Origin of the sequence: Vibrio sp. 5S239 (assembly GCF_041439575.1) — a bacterium.
GTDB lineage: Bacteria > Pseudomonadota > Gammaproteobacteria > Enterobacterales > Vibrionaceae > Vibrio > Vibrio kanaloae.
Genome location: NZ_JBGOOM010000004.1, coordinates 176,572 through 203,007, shown reverse-complemented (window position 1 = coordinate 203,007; position 26,436 = coordinate 176,572). Strand labels below are relative to the sequence as shown.

22 protein-coding genes are annotated in these 26,436 nt (G+C 43.4%); all 22 read left to right on the top strand.

Going from position 1 to position 26,436, the window contains the following annotated elements; genetic code table 11:
• The 22 genes from ACED48_RS05490 (at position 1) to ACED48_RS05385 (ending at position 26,395) form a co-directional block, all read left to right on the top strand.
• On the top strand, positions 1–1,443 hold the full coding sequence (locus ACED48_RS05490) for an MSHA biogenesis protein MshI (RefSeq protein ID WP_017055931.1): 1,443 nt from the start codon (positions 1–3) through the stop codon (positions 1,441–1,443).
• The gene (gene gspM, locus ACED48_RS05485; RefSeq protein WP_017055932.1) at positions 1,443–2,090 is read left to right on the top strand and encodes a type II secretion system protein GspM; all 648 of its coding nucleotides are present in this window, start codon (positions 1,443–1,445) and stop codon (positions 2,088–2,090) included. Before ACED48_RS05490 ends, gspM begins: the two co-directional genes overlap by 1 nt.
• Positions 2,083–2,415 carry a hypothetical protein gene (locus tag ACED48_RS05480; protein WP_017055933.1) on the top strand — a complete coding sequence of 111 codons (333 nt, stop codon included), beginning with the start codon at positions 2,083–2,085 and terminating at the stop codon, positions 2,413–2,415. The genes gspM and ACED48_RS05480 overlap by 8 nt, the downstream gene beginning before the upstream one ends.
• A 15-nt stretch (positions 2,416–2,430) precedes the next feature.
• Positions 2,431–4,068, top strand: a complete 1,638-nt coding sequence (gene mshL, locus ACED48_RS05475) for a pilus (MSHA type) biogenesis protein MshL (protein ID WP_017055934.1) — start codon at positions 2,431–2,433, stop codon at positions 4,066–4,068.
• 53 nt (positions 4,069–4,121) lie between these two features.
• Positions 4,122–4,961 (top strand): ExeA family protein, encoded by an 840-nt coding sequence (locus tag ACED48_RS05470; protein WP_017055935.1) that lies wholly within the window; start codon positions 4,122–4,124, stop codon positions 4,959–4,961.
• A gap of 2 nt (positions 4,962–4,963) precedes the next feature.
• Positions 4,964–6,121 (top strand): lipopolysaccharide assembly protein LapB, encoded by a 1,158-nt coding sequence (locus tag ACED48_RS05465; protein ID WP_017055936.1) that lies wholly within the window; start codon positions 4,964–4,966, stop codon positions 6,119–6,121.
• A complete protein-coding gene (locus tag ACED48_RS05460) occupies positions 6,111–7,835 on the top strand; it encodes a GspE/PulE family protein (RefSeq protein WP_017055937.1) in 1,725 nt (574 codons plus the stop codon). The genes ACED48_RS05465 and ACED48_RS05460 overlap by 11 nt, the downstream gene beginning before the upstream one ends.
• Positions 7,836–7,847: 12 nt before the next feature.
• On the top strand, positions 7,848–9,071 hold the full coding sequence (locus tag ACED48_RS05455; RefSeq protein ID WP_017055938.1) for a type II secretion system F family protein: 1,224 nt from the start codon (positions 7,848–7,850) through the stop codon (positions 9,069–9,071).
• Between the two features lie 3 nt (positions 9,072–9,074).
• Positions 9,075–9,530: a hypothetical protein gene (locus tag ACED48_RS05450; RefSeq protein ID WP_017055939.1), complete on the top strand. Its 456-nt coding sequence runs from the start codon at positions 9,075–9,077 to the stop codon at positions 9,528–9,530.
• Positions 9,531–9,609: 79 nt separating this feature from the next.
• A complete protein-coding gene (locus tag ACED48_RS05445) occupies positions 9,610–10,185 on the top strand; it encodes a prepilin-type N-terminal cleavage/methylation domain-containing protein (RefSeq protein ID WP_017055940.1) in 576 nt (191 codons plus the stop codon).
• Positions 10,186–10,220: 35 nt separating this feature from the next.
• On the top strand, positions 10,221–10,691 hold the full coding sequence (locus ACED48_RS05440) for a type II secretion system protein (protein ID WP_017055941.1): 471 nt from the start codon (positions 10,221–10,223) through the stop codon (positions 10,689–10,691).
• 152 nt (positions 10,692–10,843) lie between these two features.
• On the top strand, positions 10,844–11,341 hold the full coding sequence (locus ACED48_RS05435; protein ID WP_017055942.1) for a type II secretion system protein: 498 nt from the start codon (positions 10,844–10,846) through the stop codon (positions 11,339–11,341).
• Positions 11,338–11,700, top strand: coding sequence for a prepilin-type N-terminal cleavage/methylation domain-containing protein (locus tag ACED48_RS05430; protein WP_017055943.1), 363 nt, complete (start codon positions 11,338–11,340; stop codon positions 11,698–11,700). The genes ACED48_RS05435 and ACED48_RS05430 overlap by 4 nt, the downstream gene beginning before the upstream one ends.
• Positions 11,700–12,422: a PilW family protein gene (locus ACED48_RS05425; RefSeq protein WP_017055944.1), complete on the top strand. Its 723-nt coding sequence runs from the start codon at positions 11,700–11,702 to the stop codon at positions 12,420–12,422. Before ACED48_RS05430 ends, ACED48_RS05425 begins: the two co-directional genes overlap by 1 nt.
• The gene (locus ACED48_RS05420; protein WP_017055945.1) at positions 12,412–12,864 is read left to right on the top strand and encodes a hypothetical protein; all 453 of its coding nucleotides are present in this window, start codon (positions 12,412–12,414) and stop codon (positions 12,862–12,864) included. Before ACED48_RS05425 ends, ACED48_RS05420 begins: the two co-directional genes overlap by 11 nt.
• A 211-nt stretch (positions 12,865–13,075) precedes the next feature.
• Complete coding sequence (locus ACED48_RS05415; protein ID WP_017055946.1) at positions 13,076–17,773, top strand: DUF6701 domain-containing protein; 4,698 nt, start codon at positions 13,076–13,078, stop codon at positions 17,771–17,773.
• Between the two features lie 150 nt (positions 17,774–17,923).
• Entirely contained in the window at positions 17,924–18,967 is a 1,044-nt protein-coding gene (locus ACED48_RS05410) for a rod shape-determining protein (protein ID WP_017055947.1), read from the top strand.
• 94 nt (positions 18,968–19,061) lie between these two features.
• The gene (gene mreC / locus ACED48_RS05405; RefSeq protein WP_017055948.1) at positions 19,062–19,949 is read left to right on the top strand and encodes a rod shape-determining protein MreC; all 888 of its coding nucleotides are present in this window, start codon (positions 19,062–19,064) and stop codon (positions 19,947–19,949) included.
• Positions 19,939–20,427: a rod shape-determining protein MreD gene (mreD, locus tag ACED48_RS05400; RefSeq protein ID WP_017055949.1), complete on the top strand. Its 489-nt coding sequence runs from the start codon at positions 19,939–19,941 to the stop codon at positions 20,425–20,427. The genes mreC and mreD overlap by 11 nt, the downstream gene beginning before the upstream one ends.
• Before the next feature lie 7 nt (positions 20,428–20,434).
• Positions 20,435–21,016, top strand: coding sequence for a nucleoside triphosphate pyrophosphatase (locus ACED48_RS05395; protein WP_017055950.1), 582 nt, complete (start codon positions 20,435–20,437; stop codon positions 21,014–21,016).
• Between the two features lie 20 nt (positions 21,017–21,036).
• Positions 21,037–22,506, top strand: coding sequence for a ribonuclease G (gene rng, locus ACED48_RS05390; protein ID WP_017055951.1), 1,470 nt, complete (start codon positions 21,037–21,039; stop codon positions 22,504–22,506).
• 10 nt (positions 22,507–22,516) lie between these two features.
• The gene (locus ACED48_RS05385) at positions 22,517–26,395 is read left to right on the top strand and encodes a YhdP family protein (RefSeq protein ID WP_017055952.1); all 3,879 of its coding nucleotides are present in this window, start codon (positions 22,517–22,519) and stop codon (positions 26,393–26,395) included.
• The last annotated feature ends 41 nt before the right edge of the window (positions 26,396–26,436 follow it).

Sequence of the window (26,436 nt, the reverse complement as noted above, 5' to 3'; positions counted from 1 at the left end):
ATGAATTTTAAAGCGATTTTAGACAAGATTAAGCCAACGAATAACAAAGGCAGCTCTCAAGTTGTCATGTTAGGTAATGATGCTGTTTATGTTTCAGTGACAGGGCAAGCACCGCAAGTAACTAGCACCCCTCTGGTGAATGGAGATTGGGAAAGTGCGCTGAAAGAATCGCTTAGCAGTAAAGTCTTTGATAGTAATAGCGTCCAATTAATTGTTTGTGCTAATTATTATCAAACTTATCAGATTGATAAACCGGATATTCCAGAGAGCGAATGGTCGGTTGCACTGCCTTTTTTACTGAAAGATCTTGTCTCTGAAAGAGTGACAGAGATTACGGCGAGTGCGGTTGCGCTGCCCACGTCGAACAAGTTACAAGTCTATGTTTTGCCCAAAAAACTGTTAGACAAGCTAGTGAAGATTACTCTTTCAGCACAAGTTGAGCTGAAAGGTGTTGTTCCTGAAGATGAAATCTGGGGTGACAGTGCCGGTGAACTTTCTAATTTTCTTCTTTTGCAGCGTAGTGCTAATACGCATTTTAAGCTGGGCGCATTTGTTGAAAATACCGTTTGTTTCCAAAGAACAATCCGTAGTGTAGTCCCACCTTTAACCGGTGTGGCATCAAGTGCCCTGCAGTTAGATGGGCTTGCTTTAGAGCTTCAACGCTCGATTGATTACCTTTCTTCTCAAATTAAAGGTACCCAACTTCATCAGCTAAAAATTTGCTGTGATGAAGAGGATGAAGCGGAACTACGAGACGCGTTAAACAATACACTAAGTTCGACGGTTTCTTTATTAGTTGAAGAAGAACGCGAAAATTCAGAAAGCTTACTGGTTAAACTCGCGGCTGAAAAAGAGGCTTTTAATGTCAATCTTTACCCTGAACACCTCAAGCCTAAGAAAGAATACTTTACGCTGACGAATGTTGTTGCGAGTTGGGGACTTGTTTTTGTATTGCTGCTTGGTGGTTATTTTTTGATGCAATATAAAACGTCAAATTTAGATAAAGAGCTTACGGTTTTACAGCATCAATCGAAGCAACTTAACCAACAAGTTAAGCAATTGAATAGTAAGTTGATTCAGCATAAACCGTCTCCTGATAAAGTGGCGGCCGTTGCTCGTCTCAAACGTGAGACTCAGGCAAAGAAAGAGGCGTTGAAGGCGGTTGGGCAATACGACCAATCACAACAAGTCGGGTATTCTGGCGTCATGAATGCCTTAGCCAAATTGGGCCGAGATGACATCTCGCTTTCGCAGATCTACATGACTCACAATACTTTAGATCTTAGTGGTTTTGCTCGTAACGCAAAGGTCGTTCCTAACTGGATTGGTCAGTTTAAAAGTGAACTGAATCTTGTTGGGCGTGCTTTTGAAAAGTTAAAGATAGGCCGCAATGACCAAGATGTTGTTACGTTTGAATTAAATACTCGCAGGGAGAGTAAATAGTGCAACAGTGGAATCAGCTTAGCGATAAGTTTCTTGCATTAAGTCAGAGAGAGAAATGGCTACTTTTTGTGTGTGGTTTTGTTGGCTTATTCATGTTGCTATTTAGCTTAGTGGTTGAGCCAGCTTATAACGAGTTGCAAGCTAAAGAGAATCAATTAATGAGCCTTAGCCAGTCGAATCAAAGACAGCAAGGTGAGTTGCTTGTGCTACAAGCGAAACTCAATAGAGACCCCGACAAAGACATTAATCTTGAGTATAAAAAGCTGCTGGTGGAGAGCCAAGAACTGTCGCTTCAGTTAGCAGAGGTTGTGGATGGACTGATCTCTCCCTCTCAAATGTCGCAGTTGCTGGAAAGTGTTCTCAATGCAGGCAATGGGCTTAAGCTAGAATCTTTAGAATCGTTAAAACCAGAAGCAATTTCAAACAATCAAGAAACCAGTGAATACTCTGGTTACTTTCTTCATCCTGTGAGAATGGAACTGACGGGCAGCTATTTTGATATTTCAGCTTACCTTCAATCGCTTGAGTCTCTCCCTGTGAGCTATTACTGGCGCACATTTCAGTATTCGGTCGAAGAATACCCTAAAGCTCGACTGGTGTTTGAGGTTTACACGCTAGGCACAAGACAGGAGTTTATCGGTGGTTAGAACGTTATTGTTGTCCTTACTTTTTAGTAGCCCAATGGCTTGGGCCGAACAGGATCCTACAGCGCCATTAGGTTGGCTAACGCCACAGCAAAAAACAACGCCAACTAAAAAGGCGCCAACTCATTACCGCTTGCCATCATTGGAAAGTATTGTTTGCAAAGGGGATACGCCTTGCTATGCGGTTCTGAATGGTCAGATTCTCGGCCAAGGGGAAACGATCACAGGGTATCGAGTTAAGAATATAGATCCAGAATACGTCACTCTGCAGAGAAGCTCTAAGCAGTGGAAATTAGAGATGTTCTCTTTAGATATTAAGAATAATTAAGGTTTGAGTGAAGACATGCGTAAACTTGTAGTAGCAATCTTAGTGTCCTCTTTAGTTGGTTGTTCGATGGGGCACCGTGATCCTGTTGAGATAAAAGAGTCTTTGAACGAATCGATCAATGCAGCGAATAGTAAAGCGCTTCATGATCTTCCTTCGTCGGTACAAGATGACCTGATGCCTCAGCTTAACTCTGATGCTATGTTACCGGGAATGGAAACGGCTAAACGTTTCCGTATTCAGGCGAAAGGGGTTGAGGCGAGAACCTTTTTTGCTAGCTTAGTCAAAGGCACCGAATACAGCGCGGCTATTCACCCAAGCGTTACCGGGAGTCTCACTTTAAACCTGACAGATGTGACGTTAGATGAAGTACTGTCTGTTGCTCAGGATATGTATGGTTACGATATTGAAAAGCGTGGCAAGGTGATTCAGGTATACCCTGCCGGCCTTCGCACTGTGACTATTCCTGTTGATTACTTACAAGTGAAGCGTTCTGGTCGATCATTGACGACCATCACTACCGGCACGATCTCCAACTCGGACAACAGCTCGTCGAACTCTTCAAGCTCCGACTCTAACTCGTCGAATTCATCAAACTCTTCTAACACATCAAACTCGACATCGAACGGTGGTACAGAGATTGAAACGACCTCTGAAAGTGATTTTTGGCCGCAACTTGAAGCGGCGGTTGCTCATTTGATTGGTTCGGGTAATGGGCAAAGCGTTGTCGTGACCCCGCAAGCGAGTGTGATTACGGTACGCGCTTACCCTGACGAGATTCGTGAGGTTCGTGAGTTCCTAGGTATTTCTCAGAAACGTCTGCAACGCCAAGTTATCTTGGAAGCTAAAATCATGGAAGTCACCCTGAGTGATGGTTATCAACAAGGTATTAGCTGGTCGAATTTATCTAAGTCGATTGGTAGTGGTGGTGTGGTTATAGACCGTCCAGGAGGAACATTACCTCCATTGGATGCCATCAGCTCTTTGTTAGGTGGACAAACCAACGTAACGATATCAGACGGTAGCTTCGAAGCGGTATTGAGCTTTATGGATACACAGGGTGACTTGAACGTGCTATCGAGCCCACGAGTCACGGCTGCAAACAATCAGAAAGCGGTTATCAAGGTGGGTACAGACGAATACTACGTGACGGATTTATCAAGCGCGGTAGGCAGTGGTGATAATGCTAATGTTGCTCCCGAAGTTGAGTTAACGCCGTTCTTCTCTGGCATCTCTTTAGATGTGACCCCTCAGATAGACGATAAAGGCAGTGTCTTTTTACATGTTCACCCAGCCGTTATTGAGGTAGAGGAAGAAGTGAAAGAGCTCAACCTAGGTTCAACAACGGGCGTGGTTCAACTTCCGCTGGCGAAAAGCTCTATTCGTGAATCAGATTCCGTGATTCGAGCGCGAGACGGCGACGTGGTTGTTATTGGTGGGTTGATGAAATCCAACACCAGTGATGTGACGTCTAAAGTTCCATTCCTCGGTGATATTCCTGCATTAGGCCATTTATTCCGAAATACCAACCAGTTGACGCAAAAAACGGAGCTCGTGATTTTGCTTAAACCAACGATCGTGGGTGTGAATACTTGGCAAACAGAGTTAGAGCGTTCTCGAGATCTTTTACAGCAGTGGTTCCCTGATGAAGAGTAATTGCTTACTTTCTCAATATAGAGTGGCAGTGTCTCACTAAGCTGGAGCGTCGAATGTATCAAGCTCACTTTGGTTTTGAACAACTGCCATTTACACTAACGCCGAATACCGATTTTTTTTATGGTTTAGCGCCTCATTTCGAGGCCATTCAAACGGTAATCTCGGCGTTAGAAATGGGGGAGGGCGTGATTAAGGTGACGGGCGAAGTGGGTACTGGTAAAACCATGGTTTGCCGGATGTTAGTCAATCACTTACACGACTGTACCGCCTTAATTTACCTGCCAAATCCGGTACTCTCTGGTGCAGACTTACGTCAAGCTGTTGCTAAAGAGCTTGGTTTGACCATCGATAATGAGGCCACTTTAGTCGATAACATTCAACATAAGTTGATTGAGTTGCACAATGCCGGGTTAAGAGTGGTCGCGATTCTCGATGAGGCTCAAGCGCTATCGGATGAAGCTCTCGAAACATTAAGGTTGTTCGGCAATCTTGAAACTGAAGACAAAAAACTGCTACAGATTGTTCTACTAGGGCAGCCAGAGTTGGATATTCGATTAGAGGCTTACCACCTCAGGCAATTTCGTCAGAGAATCACGTTCAGTTCGACATTGAGAGCGCTTACGCTCGATGAAACCGTTGCGTATATTGATAATCGGATCGTTAAGTCTGGCGGTAACCCTGGGCTATTCAGTTTGAATCAAAAAAAGGCGATTTGTCGCTCATCGTTAGGTATTCCTAGATTGATAAACCAACTTTGTCACAAGGCTCTGTTACTTTCGTTTAGTGAAGAGAAGAAAAGTATTGATAACCAACATCTGTTTTCAGCCATGCATGAAACGTACGATGTGTGTAAGCCTAAATTTAAAACGCCAATACTGTGGGGTTGGAATTAATTATGAGCGTCATTAACAACGCCTTGTCTGAATTGGCAAAGAAGAAATCAACAACTTCGATTGAAGCGGCCGTGGTACCTAAAGTCCGCTCGCGCTCCCCTTTGGTGTGGATAGCCGCGGGTTTTACTCTCAGTTTAGCGATGGGCGGTTGGGCTATCTCGCAAGGCCCTAGCGTCGACAGGTCAATATCGACTCGAGATTCACAAACCCAAGTGGCGCTTTCTGATAGCTCGGTAGACGTACAGAATGTGGCTACTCAAGCGATATTATCTCCCACCAAAAAGTTGGTGACGCTAGAATTAGTTAACCATTCTGTAGAAAAGGCAGCGACGGTAAATAGTGTTCAAGCTAAGGCTGTTTCATTTGATGTGGCAGATACTCATCAAGCAACACAGCGACAAACGGCACTTAAACCTTTGAATGCGTCAAAAGCAAATAAGCCAGCAATTCCCAAGCCGGTGTATGTTGCGAGTGTGGCAAAAAACAACTCGACGTCTATCCCTCGTGAGCACGAAGGTTCTGATGGATCCGAAAATAGTGGCATGCTGATTGAACAAGTGAATCTGACGCATGAACAATTATCACACAATGCACAAGGGCGCGCTCAAAAAGCCCTTGATGCAAACGATCTTACTGGTGCCTTGAAAGGTTATGCCGAGGCGCTGCGTTATACTCCTCAAAATGAGGACGTTCGCCAGAAACTCGCTATTCTCTATTTTGGTAAAGGCGATACTCGTAAAGCCTACGAACTTTTCCAGTCGGGTATTAAGCTTAATACTAACAGCGAGAAATTACGCTTAGGTTTATCTAAATTGTTAGTTAAAGCGAATCAAGCTGAAGCCGCATTGAGCCCATTAGTCCATCTGCCGCCGAACCCTACCCAAGATTATTTAGCAATGCGTGCGGCATTGAGTCAAAAATCTCAACAAGAAGAGATTGCATTAGAGAGTTATCAAAAGTTGGTTGAGATTAATTCGGATAATGCTCGCTGGTGGCTAGGTTTAGCCATCCAGCAAGAGCGTCAACTAGATTTGACCGCTGCAAAACAATCATATCAAGGTGCCTTAACCAGAGTCGGAATCTCATCTCAATCGCAAAACTTTGTCCGCGACAGATTAAAAATAATCGATGCCTTAGAGGAGAACGACGATGCAAATTAGATTAAGAAAAAGGCTTGGTGATTTGCTCGTAGAAGAAGGCATTATTACCGAAGATCAAGTTGCACAAGCCCTTGTCGCTCAGAAAAGTACTGGTCGCAAGCTTGGCGATACACTTATTGAACTTGGTTTTTTGTCTGAGCAACAGATGCTGAGCTTTTTGTCGCAACAGCTTGCCATTCCTCTTATTGATCTTAGCCGTGCAAATATCGATGTAGAAGCGGTTCAGCTTTTACCCGAAGTGCATGCTCGCCGCCTTCGAGCATTAGTTATTGGGCGCCAAGGCGATACGTTACGTATTGCAATGAGTGATCCTGCGGATCTATTTGCACAAGAGTCACTGCTTGGCCAGTTAGGTGATTACGCTTTAGAGTTTGTTGTCGCTCCTGAAAGGCAGCTTGTTGATGGTTTTGACCGTTATTATCGAAGAACCAAAGAGATCGCGTCTTTCGCCGAGCAGCTTGATGCTGAACACCAAGTCCATGATGCCTTCGATTTTGATATAGCCGAAGAGGACAGCGACGAAGTCACCGTCGTTAAGTTAATTAATTCGTTATTTGAAGATGCAATCCAAGTGGGCGCGTCAGATATCCATATCGAACCCGATTCTAACGTCCTACGTCTTCGTCAACGTATCGACGGTGTATTGCATGAAACTTTATTAAACGAAGTCAATATCGGTTCTGCACTGGTACTGCGTTTAAAACTGATGGCAAACCTCGATATCTCAGAGAAACGTCTTCCTCAAGACGGCCGCTTTAATATTCGCGCGAAAGGTCAATCTGTCGATATTCGTATGTCGACTATGCCAGTTCAACATGGTGAATCGGTGGTGATGCGTCTGCTTAATCAATCAGCAGGTTTGCGTAAATTAGAAGCATCAGGCATACCAAGTGATCTGCTGGTTCGCCTTCGTCATCAACTACGTCGTCCTCATGGCATGATTTTAGTGACCGGGCCAACTGGCTCAGGTAAAACGACGACCTTATACGGTGCGTTAAGTGAATTGAATGAACCAGGTAAAAAGATCATTACCGCAGAAGATCCGGTAGAGTATCGTCTTCCTCGTGTAAACCAAGTTCAGGTAAACCCTAAAATTAACCTCGATTTCTCAACTGTTTTGAGAACTTTTTTGCGTCAGGACCCAGACATCATTCTTATTGGTGAGATGCGTGACCATGAAACCGTTGAGATTGGTTTAAGGGCCGCATTAACGGGTCACTTAGTCTTAAGTACGCTGCATACTAATGATGCCGTAGACAGTGCGCTGCGCATGATGGATATGGGAGCGCCGGGTTACCTAGTGGCGAGTGCGGTTCGAGCCGTGGTCGCTCAGCGATTGGTTCGTAAAGTGTGCACCGATTGTCAGGTTGAGGATGAATTAGATGAACCTCGCAAGCAATGGCTAAGCGTACGCTTTCCGAATCAAGTGGGTGTGCCATTTATGAAAGGGCGTGGCTGTCAAAACTGTAACCTAACGGGGTACCGTGGACGTATTGGTGTCTTTGAAATGTTAGAGCTAGAACAGAATATGATGGATGCCCTTAGAGCCAATGATGCGGTTGGTTTTGCTCAAACTGCAAGACAGTCCAAAAATTACAAACCATTATTGGCTTCAGCTATGGAGCTGGCTCTGCAAGGTGTGGTGAGTCTTGATGAGATAATGCATCTTGGCGAGGGTGATGCGTCCGGTGCCACTGACCCAATTTATCTGTAGGGGTAGAATGATATGCCAACGTATCGTTATGTAGGTCGCAGCTCTGATGGGAGCCAAGTAAGTGGGCAATTAGATGCGAATAACGAAGATCTTGCTGCTGAAAGCTTGATGAACAAAGGGATCATTCCAACCTCTATCAAGCTAGGTAAAAGTGGCGGCTCTGTATTGGATATGGATGTATCTAGCCTGTTTTCGCCCAATGTCCCTCTTGAGGTGTTGGTTCTGTTCTGTCGACAGTTATACAGCCTGACGAAAGCCGGTGTACCACTATTAAGGTCGATGAAAGGTTTGACCCAAAATTGCGAAAATAAACAGTTGAAAGCAGCGCTAGAGGAAGTCGTCGCTGAGCTCACCAATGGTCGTGGATTAGCGGCGTCGATGCAGATGCACCCCAAGGCATTCAGTCCATTGTTTGTATCGATGATTGGTGTTGGTGAAAACACGGGTCGTTTAGATCAGGCTCTGTTACAACTCGCTGGGTATTATGAACAAGAGGTAGAGACTCGTAAGCGAATCAAGACCGCGATGCGTTATCCAACCTTCGTGATTAGCTTTATCTTGATCGCAATGTTCATTCTTAACATCAAAGTTATTCCACAGTTCTCTAGTATGTTCGCCCGTTTCGGGGTCGATCTTCCGCTGCCTACTCGTATCTTAATTGGTATGTCGGAGTTTTTTGTCAATTACTGGGGCCTAATGCTCGGCGTGATCTTTGGTCTTATCTTTGCTTTTAAAGCCTGGGTTAAGACAGGTAAAGGGCTAGAGAAGTGGGACAAAATGCGCCTAAGAATACCGGTAATCGGCGGTGTCGTTAATCGAGCATTGCTGTCGCGATTTTCACGTACCTTTGCATTGATGCTCAAAGCAGGTGTACCACTAAACCAATCGTTAGCTTTGTCGGCGGAAGCTTTAGATAACCGTTTCCTTGAGCTTCGAGTTCAAGCCATGAAATCGGCCATAGAGGCGGGTAGTACGGTCTCGTCTACGGCGATTAATAGTGAGATTTTTACACCTTTGGTGATACAAATGATTTCAGTGGGTGAAGAAACCGGTCGTATCGATGAGTTGTTGCTTGAAGTGTCCGATTACTATGATCGAGAAGTCGATTATGACTTAAAAACATTAACCGCTCGAATCGAACCCATTCTGTTGGTCATCGTTGCCGGTATGGTGTTGGTTTTAGCTCTGGGTATCTTCCTACCAATGTGGGGAATGTTGGATGCAATCAAAGGCTAATCAATGATAAATAACCTACAGCGCTCACGTTTTGCTGTCTGGAGTGTGGTTATTCTTTTTCTGATTGTAGGATTGCTCTCTGCGTGGGAAACGGTGGAAGAAGAAGCGGCCAACACTGCATTGATCGTGGCGAGTAAACGAATTGTAGAGCAAGCAAATTTGTACAAACAACAGTATCTGTTGAAGGGAAATAAGCAAAAAAACAGCTCCGAACAATCAAAGGCTTATAGTCAGACGGGATGGCTTATGCCGATTCAAGGCGAGTCGCGAGATTGCCGTTATTGGTTGGATCAATTATATCCCCAAGAGAGCATTTTAGGGCTAAGCTCTCCAAGTATTGAGGATAAAAGTGATAACATACAGTTTCATTGTCGTTATCATTATAGTGAACAGTATCAGATAGATATATTGCTTAAAAAAGAACGGTTTAGTGTTAAAGCCAATATTTTGGCTTTGTGAATATATTGACACTGTTTTTATGGTTTTATACGTGTGCAAATGTATAATGCGCGTTAGTGATTAGATGGGTAGGTAGAAAATGCTTAAAAATCAAAAGGGTTTCTCCCTTGTCGAATTAGTTGTCGTAATTGTCGTTGTTGGTTTATTGGCAGTGGCTGCTTTACCTCGCTTCTTAGATGTGACTGATGAGGCTAAAAAATCAAGTATTGAGGGCGTTGCGGGTGGTTTTGCAACCGCAGTGTTATCAGCAAGAGCGCAATGGGAAGCCGAAGCAAGACCCTCAGAGAAGATCGGCGCTGAAACATACAATACTGTAGATTATGATGGTGTTGATTTTTGGTTAACAAGATCAAAGAACAGTAGCAATGAAGATACTGACTTTCGAGACGGCTACCCATGGACTTTGAATAGCGATTCTTCAGTCGCACCTGGAGATATTTCTTCTGAAACTTGTGCGGAATTGATGAGAAACTTGTTGCAGAATCCGCCAGAAGTTGGCACGGTTGATGAAATTGATGACGACTCAAATTACAAATATTCAGCGCAAGCGAATTCTGGTGATGCAACCTGTACTTACATTCAATTAGAAGGTAATACCGAGCACCAATTTGTTTACGAAATTAAAACTGGTCGTGTGACCGTAACTTTGCAGTAAGTCTGCGTAAAATTAAACATAGAGAGAGCTAAACTATGAAAAGACAAGGCGGTTTCACCCTAATCGAACTAGTGGTTGTAATTGTTATTCTGGGTATTCTTGCTGTAACAGCGGCACCACGTTTCTTAAACCTGCAAGATGATGCGCGTGAGTCTTCTCTGCAAGGCTTAAAGGGCGCTATTGATGGTGCTGCGGGTATTACTTACGGTAAAGCCGCTGTAAAAGGTTTAGAAGCGGTATCTTCAGGAGAAAGTGTTGAAGGTATTGATATTGCTTTTGGTTATCCAACGGCAACATCTACAGGTATTGGAGCTGCGGTTGTTGGCTTAAATGAGGACTGGGAAGACGTTACTAGTGGTGGTTCAGGTACTATCTCATTCAGTTTCTCTGGAGCTGCTGATGGTGAAGATGAGTGTATTGTTACTTATACACAGGCTACTGGTAAAACAGCGGCTTCTGCTGCATCTACATCTGTGACTCTTGGTGCTGGTTGTAATGGTAACTAAATAGCTTGCTTCGGTAAGCTAGAGGCCAGCATTTGCTGGCCTTTTTTATTCAAATCATAAACTAGAATTAGTATTAAAACTCATATTAGAAACCTTCATTATTTTGAGTCTATCTTGTAATGTAGAGTCATAACTAGCTACTTTGGGTATATATGAATACAAAGCCAAACAGAGGTTTCACTCTTGTAGAGTTAATCGCAGTGATTCTTTTATTAGCTATTATTTCAGCGACGGCTATTAGTCGTTTTGGTGGACGCCAAAACTATGAACTTTATGCTCTTCAAAATCAGGTTTCTTCTGTCGTTCGGCAAGTTCAGTTGAATAGAATGCAATCGAATATAGACATGTCTGTGTCAGGCGCTGAAAGCTTACGTTTAGTGGCAGCGAACAATTGTATCGGTTCGCAATCTGCTTGTGACAACACATCTGAAACAAGAAGTGATGCTATCGCTAGTGATGATTATAGTTTCGCGTCTGTACCTACCTCTAGCTATTCTTCTCCAATCGAATTCAACCTTTTAGGTAACCCTGAAAACAGTGCTTCATCTGGTGTTCAAATTACTATCTCATCTAATAATAGTTCCGGCAGAGCTTGGGTTTGTATCAATTCTCAAGGTTTTGTTTATCCAAGTAATCAGGTATGCCCATGAAGTACGTAAATAGTGGCTTTACGCTTATCGAGTCGATCATTGTTATTGTACTACTTGGTTTTGCAATGCTCGCATTTTCTACTTTTCTTGCACCACAATCTGCGCTTTCAGGGCAAGTGAATTATTCCAACCGAGCTTCGGCATTAGGTCAAAGTATTATGACTGATCTGTTAGCTCGAGATTACGGAACGGTGAGCTCTGGTACTCCAATTGAACTCGGCAGCACTTATACTAATTTTGATGTGGATTTGGTCGTTGCCAACGATACGCCAACAGCTTCGATGCAGAAATTTACGTTAACAATCACCGCAAGCAATAATCCCCCTATCACCTTAGTTGCTTATAGAGGGGAGTATTAATGAAAGGGAAAGGGTTTACGCTTATAGAGATGATTCTAGCTATTGTGATCTCAAGTATTGTCTTGCTTGGTGTTGCGAACTTTACTGAGCTTGGAATGAGAGGCTATTTTGGTTCTGTAGAGCGCTTTCGACTCCAAACCGAAGCTAGATTTGTATTGGAAAAGCTTTCTCGTGAAGTGAGACATGCTGTACCTAATCTGTTTCCTGCTTCTGTAAGTAGCGGTTGCGTATCATTTTATCCAATTGTTGATTCAGGTTTTTACGCTACCTCGGGGGCAGATATTAATTTCTTAGTTAGTGATACTGGAGCGACAAGTAGTTCATTGCAATCTATGTCATTGGCTATCAATCCGACTAGGCCACATACAGATATCAGCAACCTCAATAATATATACCCCCTTGATAGTGTGGTTCCTCCAAGCGTATCTGCTGCTTACTTTTCTATTCCAAATGGAGCTAACACTCTTGTCAGTGAATCTGTAGGTAAAAGGCACTACATTTTTGACTCAAATAACCTTGTGGAGTATTGCCTTGCGAATAGTAATTTACTAACTCGTAATGGTGTCACAATAAGCGATCGAGTTATGAGTGAGAATAGTACTCTGAGTTATCAACCTGCGGATGTTCAGAGTAACGGTGTTGTTGAGTTGATTCTCGAGTTTGCAGAAAATAATGAGTCCACAGTGTTTGAGCAAGATATACAGGTGATTAATGTCCCGTAAATCAACCCAAAAAGGTAGTGCGCTAGTCATTGTCATCTTTGTTATCGTGGTGCTTGGTTTTTTAGCGACAAGTTTGAGTCGAACTAGTTGGTCTGATAATGATTCAAACACTCGAGTTGTGCTTGGCACACAAGCTTGGTTGCTCAGTCACTCTGTTAATGAGTATGTTATGACTCAGTTTTATCCGGACCTTGATCCTCAGGCTTCTTCTGCCGTTGCTAGTGTTTGTAGCAGTAATGATCTCCAACCTGGAGGTGGGATCTTTACGGTAGCAAGCTCTATGGTTAACACAGCTCCGGTGAATTGTTCTCTTGATCGAATACAGTGTTCCAATCGAGGAGAGCTTGATGGCTTTGTTTTCTATGTTCTAGAGTCTTCGGTAATTTGCGGTTCTGGTGTGAGCCAAGTACAGCGTATTCAAGAAGTTTGGGTGAGGGAGTAGTGACATGAATAGTATAAAGTTTCTAAGGTATTCTCCTCTCGTTTTTTTATTTTCGTGCTTGTCTTTTGATTCTTACGCTCAAACTAATTACAACTTAAATAATAGAGGGCACTTCGACTTTCTATGTTCTGGTAACACAAGTGTCAGTGGTGGAAATCCCAAAACCTATTCCTGTAACGGGGTGTTTGACGCGGATAATGCATATATAAAAATGAACAACAATGCAACATTGTGGGCGAGTGGTGGATTTAAACTGATCAACAGTGATATCACACACAATAACAATAAAGTTTTCTTAGAAGGTGGTGCCAACGGCTCTAGTTATTTTGAAAACTCAGACCTGCGTGCTGATATCGTTGTAAACAATAAGGTGACAATTAAAAATTCGATAATTAGAGGTTTAGTATCCAACGTTAGTAATCATGAGATTGTTTTAGAGTCGGATTCATGGGTTACAGAAAACGTTGATGGTGGTACTAAAATTACTATCTCTGATTCTCAAGTTAATGGCAGGGTTACTAATAGAACAAATAATGAGATAGAAATAAAAGATGAATCTGTTGTTTGGGGGCGTGTCGATGCGGGCTCAAAAATTACTATTGATGATTCCACCGTTAATAGTGATGTATCGAATCGAACTTTAAATGAAATAGAAGTAAAAAATGACTCTACAGTTCAAGGAGATGTCGACGGAGGATCAAAAGTTACTATTGATGATTCTGAAGTGGCGGGTGACGTCTCAAATAGGAGTAATAACGAGATAATAATTACTGATGAATCTCGCATCGGTGGGAGCGTTGTTGCAATTGGACAGTTAAGTATTTCCGAGTCAGAGATTATTGGTAATATTGATAGTACAAATCATAATATTAACTTAGATGATGACACTGTTATTCGCGGAAATGCGACTGCCGCTAATAATAATTGGGCAACGATATACTTTAAAGATAATGACAGTGTGGTTCATGGCACTTGCCTGTATAGAACAGATCCAGTTGATGCATGTTCAGGAACTCCCCCTGTTAATCAAAACCCTCAATTCGAGTTTGGTACTCTTACGGATAACAATTGTACGATTTCATCTCCAGGGCCTGAGAACAAGCAAGTCGTGACTTGTACGCTGAATTTTAATAATACCTATGACATAGCGAAACCTAAGCCGCTTGTGTTTGTTATGCCAACCATTGATGCAAGCTTATCCGTTAGAAGTAATGGGACAACAGAGCTTCCTTCTACAGCGTCTGTAATCAATACAACTTGGCAATCTGCGACAATAGTCCAGGAAATAGCACCGAATGCTAAGAAAAAGACAAACAACATTGCATATCTAGATGCTCCTATGAGTGGGCAAGGGAATCCTTTAAAAAGTAGTAATTATATTGATTATTTTGTTATCGAAGAAGGCGTTATCTCTTTAAATAATGGTGAAAGTCAAATTGTTGCTGGTCTTGTAGATACAAACACCGCCGCGTCTCAAACTTCTGGAGAAAGAAACAATGCAGATATTATTCGCTATGAGGATTATGGTTTAGACTCTTTTAATTCTAAGCCAGGAGTTTTAGTTCAACCTCAAACAAAAAATAACACATCGGCGTGGTTTACCGGAATGGCTCGCGGTGTGGGAGTTGAAAGCTTTTCCTTGGCATTAGAGAAATCTGAAGTCATCAAAAAGAACTCTATATCATCTAAAGAGAATGTAGCTTTTGTGGCTGGTGAAGGTTCAGGATTTATTCAAGGTGCTCGTTTTTTCCTTGGCAATGCTGAAACAAGAGTTACGACTACATTGAGTGAAAGAGTCATTTCTCCAATAGAAATCGGTTGTAAAGAGTTTACTTCGATAGCTGATGCAAGGTTTGATGCTCCTCCGATCTTAGTTGCTAATAAGAACTCTCGTGACGGTAATAATGGTGGCTGGATTCGTCGTTGTGATATCACGAAAGATAAAGTTTACTTTATTGTTGAAGAGGATATGGATAAGGACAGTGAAAGGTCTCACGTTGCTGAAGATGTAGGCTTTTTTATGTTTGATCGGCCTAATGACATCGGTATTTGTGAGGGCTTCAATAATAAAAGTCCAGTACAAACATGGAAAGGTTCGAATGGGAGTTTGGAAATCAATGGCTCTCCCAAAATAGTAGGGGCGCTCAGAGATAGCGGGAATCGTTACGTAGGCTTTTTAAATTCGAATACCAATGACAGAACTGGTTCCGCTTGTGAAGGCCAGGAATGTTACGGCTTGGATGACTTACTTATCGATAAAGAAGCATTAGAAGATGTTCCAGACAACTTAGGTAACTCATTAGATATCCCTTACACCCACAATGTCACTTCCTTACCTATCACTGTTGGTGGTGTGAAGATTTACGAATATGACAGCATCTCAATTGGTACTGGTGCAGTGGTTGAAATAGAGTCTGGTAAATATAAAATTGGCTCACTTAATATCAATGGTACAGGTAAATTACACGTAAAGAGTGGTGATACGGTTACGATCTTTACTAAAAACTTTTCTGTTAACAATGATGGTTATGCTGGAATTCCAATTGTTCGTTGGAATGGTGATAAACCCGTGCTTGCGGGTGACACACATTTTAGGGTGAACGTATTACAAAATGGTGGCCAACTTGTCAGCCTAAATGGAAGTGGCACGCTGGTCGGTTTACTTTACAGTGAAAGAAATGTTGATATGAGCGGAGCAGCTAGAGTATATGGTGCGGTATCTGCTAAATCAGTGAATATGTCATCAAGCGCTTTAATTCATGCTGAGACCAGTTGTATTGTGCCTGTTGATGACTATGAAATTGATATTTCCCCCGCAACCGATTTAGCTTTAATGTGTGGCGACGATTCCCCTCAATTTACCATTAATACCTCTAATAATGGTGTGGCGGAAAGTCTAGGTGTTACCGTAGGTATTGCGCCAGACGCTGATGAGTTCGACATTTCTGTACAGCAAGGTTCAGGTACAGGTGCATACCCGAATTATTTTTCTAATAACGATGGTGAATTAACTTTAAAAATTGTCGCTAAAGAGACTGCCAATATTGATTTTGACTCTGATTACACACTCACTGCAACATTAGTGGATGACTCTGGCAAAGAGGTTGAAAGTCAGTTCAAGTTCGTGCCGTTTAAATTCTCATTAGTGGATGGCAATACTCCAACCAATCGTCTTGACGTTATTGCTGGGCAGGCTACACCTACGGTAACTAAAGTTTTAGCCTGTGACCTAGGTGATTCTATTGTGGTTGCCGAAAACTATGTAGGTGAAGCCGAGAAGGAAGTTACCATTGCTCATGAGCTGGATAGTTCGTGGAATGGCTCTGATGGGGTGTTAACTTACTTGCCTGAATTTGAAAGTGGTAGTGCTACAACTGACTTAACTGTTTCTGAATCAGGTCTTTTCAACGTCACTTTAAAAGACAGTAGTTTTGATTGTACTGGTTTTGCTGGTTGTCCCGAAGATGGGAGTTACGATGTAGAGGGAAGTTTCTCTGTGTATTCTCGCCCTTGGAAATTTGCAATTTGTACTGATAATAACTCTGATGGTGATAGCATTGGTGGTGCTGCATTTGTTGCCGCTGGTGAGGCGTTTGATGTCTACGCTCGTCCAATCAAGCATACCAACTCATCTGATGTTTGTACTGATGATAACTTATTGACGAATAATTACTTTAAGTCTACAGCAAGCGTGCAAGTGACAACGACTTTAGAGACACCTTCAACTACGGATTACCCAGACGCTGAGTTAGGGGATTTAACCCCTGAAGTTCAACTAACTAAGCAAATTTCCCCGAATGATCAGACTAATAAAGGCTATAAATTCGAGAGTTTAAAATACTCAGAAGTGGGTAGCTTTAACTTTATTGCGACAGAGGCCGGTAGTTTTTATGGTTCAATTTTAAGTGGCTTTTCTGGTAGTAAATCGATAGGGCGTTTTTACCCTAAATACTTTGTCCAAGATACTCCTGAGTGGAATGTTGCAAATCAAAGTGATATTGCATACTTAGACCAACCTTATGATTCTGCAGTTCATCAAGTGTACCCAATGGCATCAGGTGAAAGCAGTGTTGACAACGTGCTTAACAATTATCGTTTCTTCCATCCAGACTTACAGGCAGAATTTGGTGTTCTAGATGATACTGCTGTCGATAATAGATTCTTGCTAGATACTGGATCAGGTACTTGGTCTACTGATCGCAAGCATTGGTTGTTGAACGATAGTGCCGCTGTTCTTGAGCGAGTTACGGATTCTGATAGTGTTAGCCGCAAGGATAATCCTTTTAATACATCGGATGCTAATTCTACTGTTACCCATTTCGGTTTGACGGTAGACGGTGTTGACCCTGTGTCATTTACTGATTCAGATACTTTGACAGACTCTGTAGAGTTTCTGGTTCAGCCCCCAGCTCGATATGGTCGAATGGCGCTAGATGATATTGGTGGCAATTCCGATACAACTTTAACGATTCCACTGCGATCTGAGTTCTGGGATGGTAATGAATTTGTTGTGAATGAAGATGATGACCGCAGTACCTTCAATGGTGCAAATGCCTGTAAGCAAGTCATTTGGCACAGTGAGGGAGCGACAACCACATTAGCTTCACTTAACGGCAGTGGCAGCGTCGATGATGGTGAGGAAAAGGTTACCGCGAATCAAAATACACCAACAGGTACAGATTCGCCACGTGAACAAGTCCGTCTGTGGCTAAGAATGGATGATTCTGAGCCTGAGAGTGATGATGGAAATAACATCTCATGTAGTGGCAGTGATCAAGATCAACCATGGTTGCGCTACAACTGGCGCCAGCTAGGTGATGAAGATCCCTCCACCGTCGTCACATTTGGTATCTACCGCGGTAACGATCGTGTGATTTACCGAGGTGAAAGTGGTTTAACAGGTCAGTAATAATATAATATTTGCCTCTTAAGTTAGGAATCTGTAAGAAATTGCGGGTTTCAGTCCATGTTTATACTTCAATGCCTTGCCGTGACAGCAAGGCATTGGTACATTTAGTGCAATTTTTGTCTTCTAATTCTTGCAGGATGAGCGAAGAATATGTTTAAAAAACTTCGTGGCATGTTTTCAAACGACCTATCGATTGATTTAGGTACCGCCAATACCCTTATATATGTAAAAGGCCAAGGCATTGTTCTTGATGAGCCTTCAGTTGTCGCTATTCGTCAAGATCGTACAGGGTCTGCAAAAAGTGTTGCTGCTGTTGGTCACGCAGCTAAGCAAATGCTTGGTCGTACGCCTGGTAACATTTCAGCGATCCGTCCAATGAAAGACGGTGTGATTGCCGACTTTTACGTAACGGAAAAAATGCTTCAGCACTTCATCAAACAAGTGCACGATAACAGTGTTCTTAAACCAAGCCCTCGTGTTTTGGTTTGTGTTCCTTGTGGTTCAACGCAAGTTGAGCGCCGTGCTATCCGTGAATCGGCGCTAGGTGCTGGTGCTCGTGAGGTTTACCTTATCGATGAGCCTATGGCTGCTGCGATTGGTGCTGGCCTGCGCGTATCTGAACCAACGGGTTCTATGGTGGTTGATATCGGTGGTGGTACAACTGAAGTTGCCGTTATCTCACTCAATGGCGTGGTTTACTCATCTTCTGTTCGTATCGGTGGTGACCGTTTTGATGAAGCTATTATCAACTATGTTCGTCGTAACTACGGCAGTTTGATAGGTGAAGCGACAGCAGAGAAGATCAAACACGAAATCGGTTCAGCTTACCCTGGCGATGAAGTGGAAGAGATCGAAGTTCGTGGTCGCAACCTTGCTGAAGGTGTGCCTCGTAGCTTTAGCCTAAACTCAAACGAAATTCTTGAAGCACTTCAAGAGCCTCTATCTGGCATTGTTTCTGCAGTAATGGTTGCACTTGAACAGTGTCCACCTGAACTGGCTTCTGATATCTCAGAAAACGGTATGGTATTGACTGGCGGTGGTGCATTACTAAAAGATCTAGACCGTTTGTTAACTGAAGAAACCGGCATCCCTGTTGTTGTTGCAGAAGAGCCATTAACGTGTGTTGCTCTAGGTGGCGGTAAAGCCTTAGAGATGATCGACATGCACGGTGGTGACCTGTTCAGCGAAGAATAATATTTAGTGTTAGGCTCTTTTCTTATCTAGTTTTATGTGAAGAGCCTAGGACCTTGTCTATAGGAACAAATGTAGCTCTAGGACCAAATATAGAATGAAGCCAATTTTTGGTAGAGGTCCCTCTCTACAATTGCGCCTGTTTTTTGCTGTAACTTTATCAGCCAGCCTTATGCTGGCTGATAGTCGTTTAGATGCTTTCTCAAATGTTCGCTATCTATTAAACAGCGTGGTTGCCCCTATTCAGTATGCAGCCAACTTGCCTCGCACTATGTTCGATGGTGTATACGACCGTTTTAGTACTCGTAAAGTGCTAGTCGAATCTAACCATAATATTAAACGAGAAGTCTTACGATTGAAGAGTGAGCTGATTCTGCTTGACCAATATCAAGAAGAAAATAAGCGCCTTCGTAAACTGTTAGGATCGCCGTTTATCCGTGATGAGAAGAAAGTTGTCACAGAAGTGATGGCAGTCGACACTTCACCATACCGTCATCAAGTCGTGATCGACAAAGGTCAGATTGATGGGGTGTATGAAGGGCAGCCGGTGATTAACGAGAAAGGCATTGTCGGCCAAGTGACGTTTGTTGCTGCTCACAATAGCCGTGTTCTACTGCTTATTGATGCAAACAACGCAATTCCTGTGCAAGTTATTCGAAACGATATTCGGGTGATAGCTTCGGGTAATGGCATGATGGATGAGATCCAGCTAGAACACATTCCAACCAGCACCGATATCCAACAAGAAGATCTATTAGTGACGTCTGGTTTGGGTGGGGTTTATCCTGAAGGGTATCCAGTGGCTCATGTTTCTTCGGTTGACTACGACCCGAAACGCGAGTTTGCCGTTATTAAAGCAGAGCCAGTGGTTGAGTTTGATAAGCTCAGATACTTGCTTCTTGTATGGCCTGATGAAAACAAACAGATGAAAGCAGAGCAATCCAGCATTGAACAAGTATTGTTAGAGGGTGAAGATGGCCAATAGTGTTTTAAGAAGTAAAATAGTAATTGGCTGCTCATTTTTGATAGCACTTATTCTGCAAACTATCCCTTGGCCTGGTAGTTTAGATCTTTTTAGGCCATCTTGGCTACTACTGGTTACCTGTTACTGGGTTTTGGCTATGCCTCATCGTGTTAACGTGGGTAGTGCTTTGATTCTTGGCTTATTGTGGGACCTCTTGATCGGTTCTACGCTAGGGATTAGAGGAATGATGATGGCAATTGTTATGTACATAATTGCGCTTAACTTCCTTGTCATTCGTAATATGGCATTGTGGCAGCAAGGCATGATCATTGCAGCGTTAACGGTGTTATTTGAAGTATTGATATTCTTTGGTGAATATTTGATTCAAGATGTCGTATTCAATCCATTGTCGTTATGGAGTGCACTGATAAACTGTATACTTTGGCCTTGGATGTTTTTATTAATGAGACGAGTTCGTCGTCATTGGCATGTAAGGTAGCGTGACGATGGAAAAGAAGTCTTTAGTATTAGCATCTGGTTCCCCGCGCCGCAAAGAGCTGCTATCTCAACTTGGTTATGAGTTTTCTGTTCTTGTGACTGATGTGGAAGAGTGTAAACACGCTCAAGAAACCGCCGAAGAATATGTTAAGCGGCTATCATTGGATAAGGCTTTAGCTGCTTTGTCTTTGTTAGGTGTTAGTGATCCTGAAAAGCAGCATGTCGTTCTAGGTTCTGATACCGTAGTCGTCAGTCAAGGGCAGGTACTCGAGAAGCCTGCGGATTTTTCTGATTCTAAGCGAATGCTTACTCAATTAGCTAATCATCGCCACCAGGTGATGACGGCTGTCTCTGTTGTCTCGGCTACACAACAAAATACAAAAATCGTTATTACCGACGTATGGTTTAAACCCCTCAGTGAAAAAGAAATAGAACAATACTGGGAAACAGGGGAGCCATGCGATAAAGCCGGTAGCTATGGGATCCAAGGTTTGGGTGGACGCTTTGTTACCCGAATCGAAGGTAGTTATTACGCCGTTGTCGGCTTACCTTTATTTGAAACGGACCAGCTACTGCAAGAATTCTTATAATTACAGATCTGAGGTGCACCATGAGTGCTGAATTGTTGCTGAACGTGACCCCGAGTGAAACTCGTGTGGCCATGATTGAAGGGGGAACTCTTCAGGAGATCCATGTCGAACGAGATGCTCGACGCGGCATCGTAGGAAATATCTATAAAGGACGTGTCAGTCGTGTTCTGCCAGGGATGCAGGCAGCTTTTGTGGATATAGGTCTTGAGAAAGCAGCTTTTTTACACGCCTCTGATATTGTTCCGCATACTGAATGTGTCGCTGAAAATGAAAAGAAACAGTTTCAAGTTCGTGATATATCAGAGCTTGTTCGCCAAGGGCAAGATATCGTGGTTCAAGTCGTCAAAGATCCCCTAGGTACCAAAGGGGCCCGGTTAACGACAGATATCACTCTACCATCTCGTTATCTGGTCTTTATGCCGGGTGCTAGCCATGTTGGTGTTTCTCAGCGTATCGATAGCGAGTCTGAACGTAATCGCCTTAAGAAAGTGGTCTCTCGTTACTGTGACGAACACGGTGGCTTTATCATCCGTACCGCAGCCGAAGGTGCTGATTCTAATGAGCTTGCACAAGATGCCGCGTTCTTGAAGCGACTTTGGCTAAAAGTGTTAGAGCGTCGTGGTAAGCACAAAGCACGCACTCGTTTGTACGGTGAGCTTTGTTTAAGTCAACGTATCTTGCGTGACTTTGTAGGAACTGAGCTGAGCAAGATCCAGGTCGATTCTCGTCTAGAATATGAAAACCTAAAAGAATTCACTTCTGAGTACGTGCCAGAGCTGACCGACAAGTTAGAGTTGTATGAAGGCGATAAGCCGATCTTTGATATGTACGATACCGAGAACGAGATTCAGCGCTCTTTGGATCGGAAAGTCGAATTAAAGTCTGGTGGTTATCTGATCATTGACCAAACAGAAGCGATGACGACTGTCGATATTAACACTGGCGCATTTGTCGGCCGTCGTAACTTAGAAGAGACGATCTTCAATACTAACGTCGAAGCGACACAGGCGATTGCCCGTCAGCTGCGTCTGCGTAACTTAGGCGGCATTATCATTATCGACTTTATCGATATGCTGTCTGAAGAGCACCGTAAGCGAGTACTAACTTCTTTGGAGGCGGCGCTGGACAAAGATCGTGTGAAGACCAATATTAACGGCTTCACACAGCTTGGGTTAGTGGAGATGACGCGTAAACGAACTCGTGAAAGTATTGAGCATATTCTGTGTTCGAGTTGCCCTGCCTGTGAAGGTCGCGGCAGTGTGAAAACGGTTGAAACGGTTTGCTATGAAATTCTTCGAGAGATCACGCGAGTGAATCGTGCGTACGACGCCGATAAGTTTGTGGTCTACGCAGCGGCAGCTGTGGCTGAGGCGCTAGAAGGCGAAGAGTCTCATGCGCTTGCGGAGCTTGAAGTCTTTATTGGCAAGCAAGTTAAAATCCAGGCTGAGCCTCTGTACATACAAGAGCAGTTTGATGTGGTTATGATGTAATGGAAATTTTGTGAGCTCAAGCGTTACTCTGATTCTACGTGCATGTTTGTGGTTAGTGGTTACTATCTTAGTAACGCTAGCCATTGCCGTTACTACACTACGTGTAGCTTTACCCAATTTAAATAAGTATCAATCTGAGATTGAGCTTTGGGTAAACCAACATTCCGGCTTTGAGTTTTCTATTCAAGATGTGAGTGGTTTTTGGCGTAACACTCACCCTTCCATTGCACTACAAGGTGTTAAAGCCAGCCTTCCTAACGTAGAAGATACGACTTTTTCTGTAGAGCGTGTTGAAGTTGAGTTCGACTTGATTCAATCACTTGTTCAAATGCGTCCTGTGGTTGCCGATCTTGTGATGAATCAAATGTATCTTGATATACGTTCAGTTGAGCTGTTTCCTGACCGGAATGAAGATGATAAGAATCCAACGAAATCAAACACTTCAAAACGGGTTATACAAGAGCTAGATAATTTACTGTTGAAAACGCTGGTGGACGTGACCGCTACAAATTCAACTCTCGTATACCGCACGATTTCTGACGAAGAGCGTCAACTCGATATCGAAACATTAAAGTGGCAAAACTCCGGTAAACATCACCTGGCAGAGGGCGTGGTGAGTATTAAAGAAGCCAACCTAAACTCTTTGTCAGTGAGTGCTAACTTTGTCGATGGTGGCTCGTTAGCCGATGTTACGGGTGAGTTCTATGTCAGCGCTGATAGTATCTCGGTGAATCCGTGGCTAACGCATTATATGCAAGCTGAATCCGGCATTGAAAGCGGAACAGTGAGCCTCAATAGTTGGTTAACTCTGCGAAACAGTCAGCCTGTGAGCGCTTATGTTGAGGTATTGCCTTCTGAATTGACGTGGAACGAAGATGGTCAGCATGACTTGATGGTTGAGTCGGGCATCTTTAAGTTGGCTCCAGTCGATGATGGATGGCAAGTGAATGGTCACTCACTCAATTTAAGAACGGATTTCAGACCTTGGCCTGAGTTTGACGTTGCGTTTAAGTGGATTAAAGGTTCATGGCAACTCAACGTGTCTGAACTTGATATTGCAACCGTTACCCCGCTGATTAAGTTGTTGCCAGATTCCGAGCAATCTACTCAAATGATTCATTCGTTGGCTCCAGGAGGCTCTGTTTCAGATATTCGTGTCTCGATGGGCTCAGAAATGGAAAGCTTACGTTATTCAGCTCGCTTTTCTGACCTTGCTATCGAGCAATGGGAATTAGTACCAGGTTTTAGCCAAGTTTCCGGCAGCGTGTTTGGCTCTGCAACAGAAGCGAAAGCTAGCCTACACGTTATCGACGATGTATTCCCTTATGGTGATGTCTTCCAAGCGCCGCTGAATATTAAACAAGGTCAGGTTGATATTGTTTGGCAACAAGATGAAAACGGCTGGAAGCTTTGGTCTGACAAAGTCACGGCAGCCACGCCAGATCTACAAGTACTAGGCGCATTCCGCTTAGACTTCCCAAAAGATGCGAGCCCGTTCTTATCCTTTTATGGAGAAGCAGACGCTTACAACGTCGGTGAAACCTGGCGTTACTTACCAACGTTGGCACTTGGCCAAGACTTAACCGACTACCTTTCCACTGCTATCCAAGCAGGTAAAGCCGACACCGTTAAATTACTTTGGCATGGTGAATTAGCTCAATATCCGTATACCAATCATGATGGAATTTTCCAAGTTTGGGTTGGTTTAGAGGACGCTAAATTTAGCTTTGACACAAGCTGGCCATTGATCACTGACCTTCAGCTTGATCTACTGTTTGAAAATGCTGCGATGCATCTGGATTCTCGTTCAGCTCAATTGATGGATGTCACTGCAGATCGTATTACGGGGCGTATTCCTTATTTAGGGGAAGGCGGCCATATCGAAATTGAAGCTAAGGCGACAGCGTCAGGTAATGCGGTACGTGATTACATGACGGCTTCGCCATTAGTCGACTCTGTAGGAGCTGCTTTAACAGCACTTCAGGTCAGTGGTGATGTTTCTTCTGAATTTCAGCTTAACATTCCGTTTGATGCTGAAAAAGAACCAAGGGCTTGGGGTTATGCCGACCTGAATGGGAATCATGTTGAAATTGAAGCGCCGCCGATAGTGCTTGAAAACACCACTGGACGCATTGAGTTTGATAATGATGTGGTAACGGCACATGGCCTAGCGGCGGAGCTACTTGAGCAAGGGGTTTCGATTGACTTCAAAGGATTGAATGATGGCCCTGGCTATGCAGTCGATATCGATGTGTTAGGAGATTGGGACGTTAAGCCTCTAGAACCTTATATCGGAGAAAAGTGGTTAAGTCGCCTATCCGGTCATGCGTTATGGCAAAGTCAGATTGATATACAGCTCAATGATATCGGTTTTAGTTATCAATTGGATTTACAGTCCGATCTTAAGTATCTGGCGAGTGATTACCCATATCCATTAGCGAAGAAATCTTTAGAAAGTGGCTCTGCGCGGTTGCAGGCGTCGGGTAACCAAGAAGCTATTACTGCACGTTTACAACTGCCTAGCACCAAATATCAAGCTGAGATTGATATCACAGGTGATGTTCCTGAGCTAACTGCCACCAATTTAGTCCTTGGTCGTGGCGGTTATAAAATTAGCCCTGTTGTAGGGCATCATGCGTTAATTCGTACGGACAAATTCAATGCCGATGATTGGTTATCGGTCTTGATGAACTCCAGTAGCCAACCCTCAAATGCAGTGCTTAGCCAGATGGACACACCAAGCATTCCGGCACCAAGCCGTGTGACTTTCGAGAGTAAAGAGTTGATCTTAGGTGGTATTTCTTGGAACGATGTCGACTTTAGCGCTCGAAAGAATAAGCAAGCGTGGCAAATGGAAATCTCTAGCCAAGAGTTAGAAGGTGATATTAATTATCTCCCTCCTTATGATTTAACGGTTTCACTTGACCGCCTGCACTTATTCTTCCCTGAGTGGAGCGAGAAAACAAACCAAGAGACTCTGCTTCGACGAAAAGAGAAAGAGGCTCCATTGGTCTCTGAATTAGATAAAAAGATTCATGATTCGATGCCTAACTTGACGATGACACTTAACGACTTTTGGTTGCAAGGTTATAAGGTTGGCAAGGTGGACGTCGAAATGACCAGAAAAGAAGATCGCATTGAGTGGAACAAGATTCAGGTTCGAAGTGGCGGCAACAAAGCGGATGTAAGTGGTTGGTGGAAGCTGAAAGGCGACACAAGCCATTCATCCTTAACCGTTGATTTTGAAGGTGAAAACAATAGTGAGTTAATGGAGCGTTTTGGAATCACTTCCGGGATTCAAAAAGCACCTTTTGCGTTAGAGGGGAAGCTGGACTGGGATGGTTCACCTTGGGGGATCAAAATAGATACCCTTAGTGGTAATGTTGAAACTCAGTTTGGTAAAGGCATTATTTCTGATGTAAGTGGTGCCGCCCGCTTACTGGGTTTGTTTAGCTTAGATTCCATACTTCGTAAGATGCAACTCGATTTCTCAGACGTGTTTGATAAAGGCATGGCATTCAATAGCATCACAGGAACTGGCGAGATCCAAAATGGTATCTTCCTGACTAATGATCTGAATATGGATGCGGTCGCGGGTGAGATGAAGATCAAAGGTATCGCTAACCTCAATACTCGTCAGGTTGATGCTGAGGTGAACTTTACTCCCGATATTACCTCGGGTATTCCTGTGTTAACAGCCTTTGCGGTCACCCCACAAACCGCTTTGTACGTATTGGCGGTGACGACGGTTATTTCGCCTGTGGTTGAGGTATTTACTCAAGTTAACTACTCGGTTAAAGGGCCCTTGGATGCGCCAACGGTGAGTGAGCTTTCCCGTAGTTCTGGTGAGTTCAAGTTACCAGAGAAGCTGAGAAAGCTGGCGCAATAGTCGTGAGTACACGAGTTGTTTATTTATGAGCTAGTTAATAG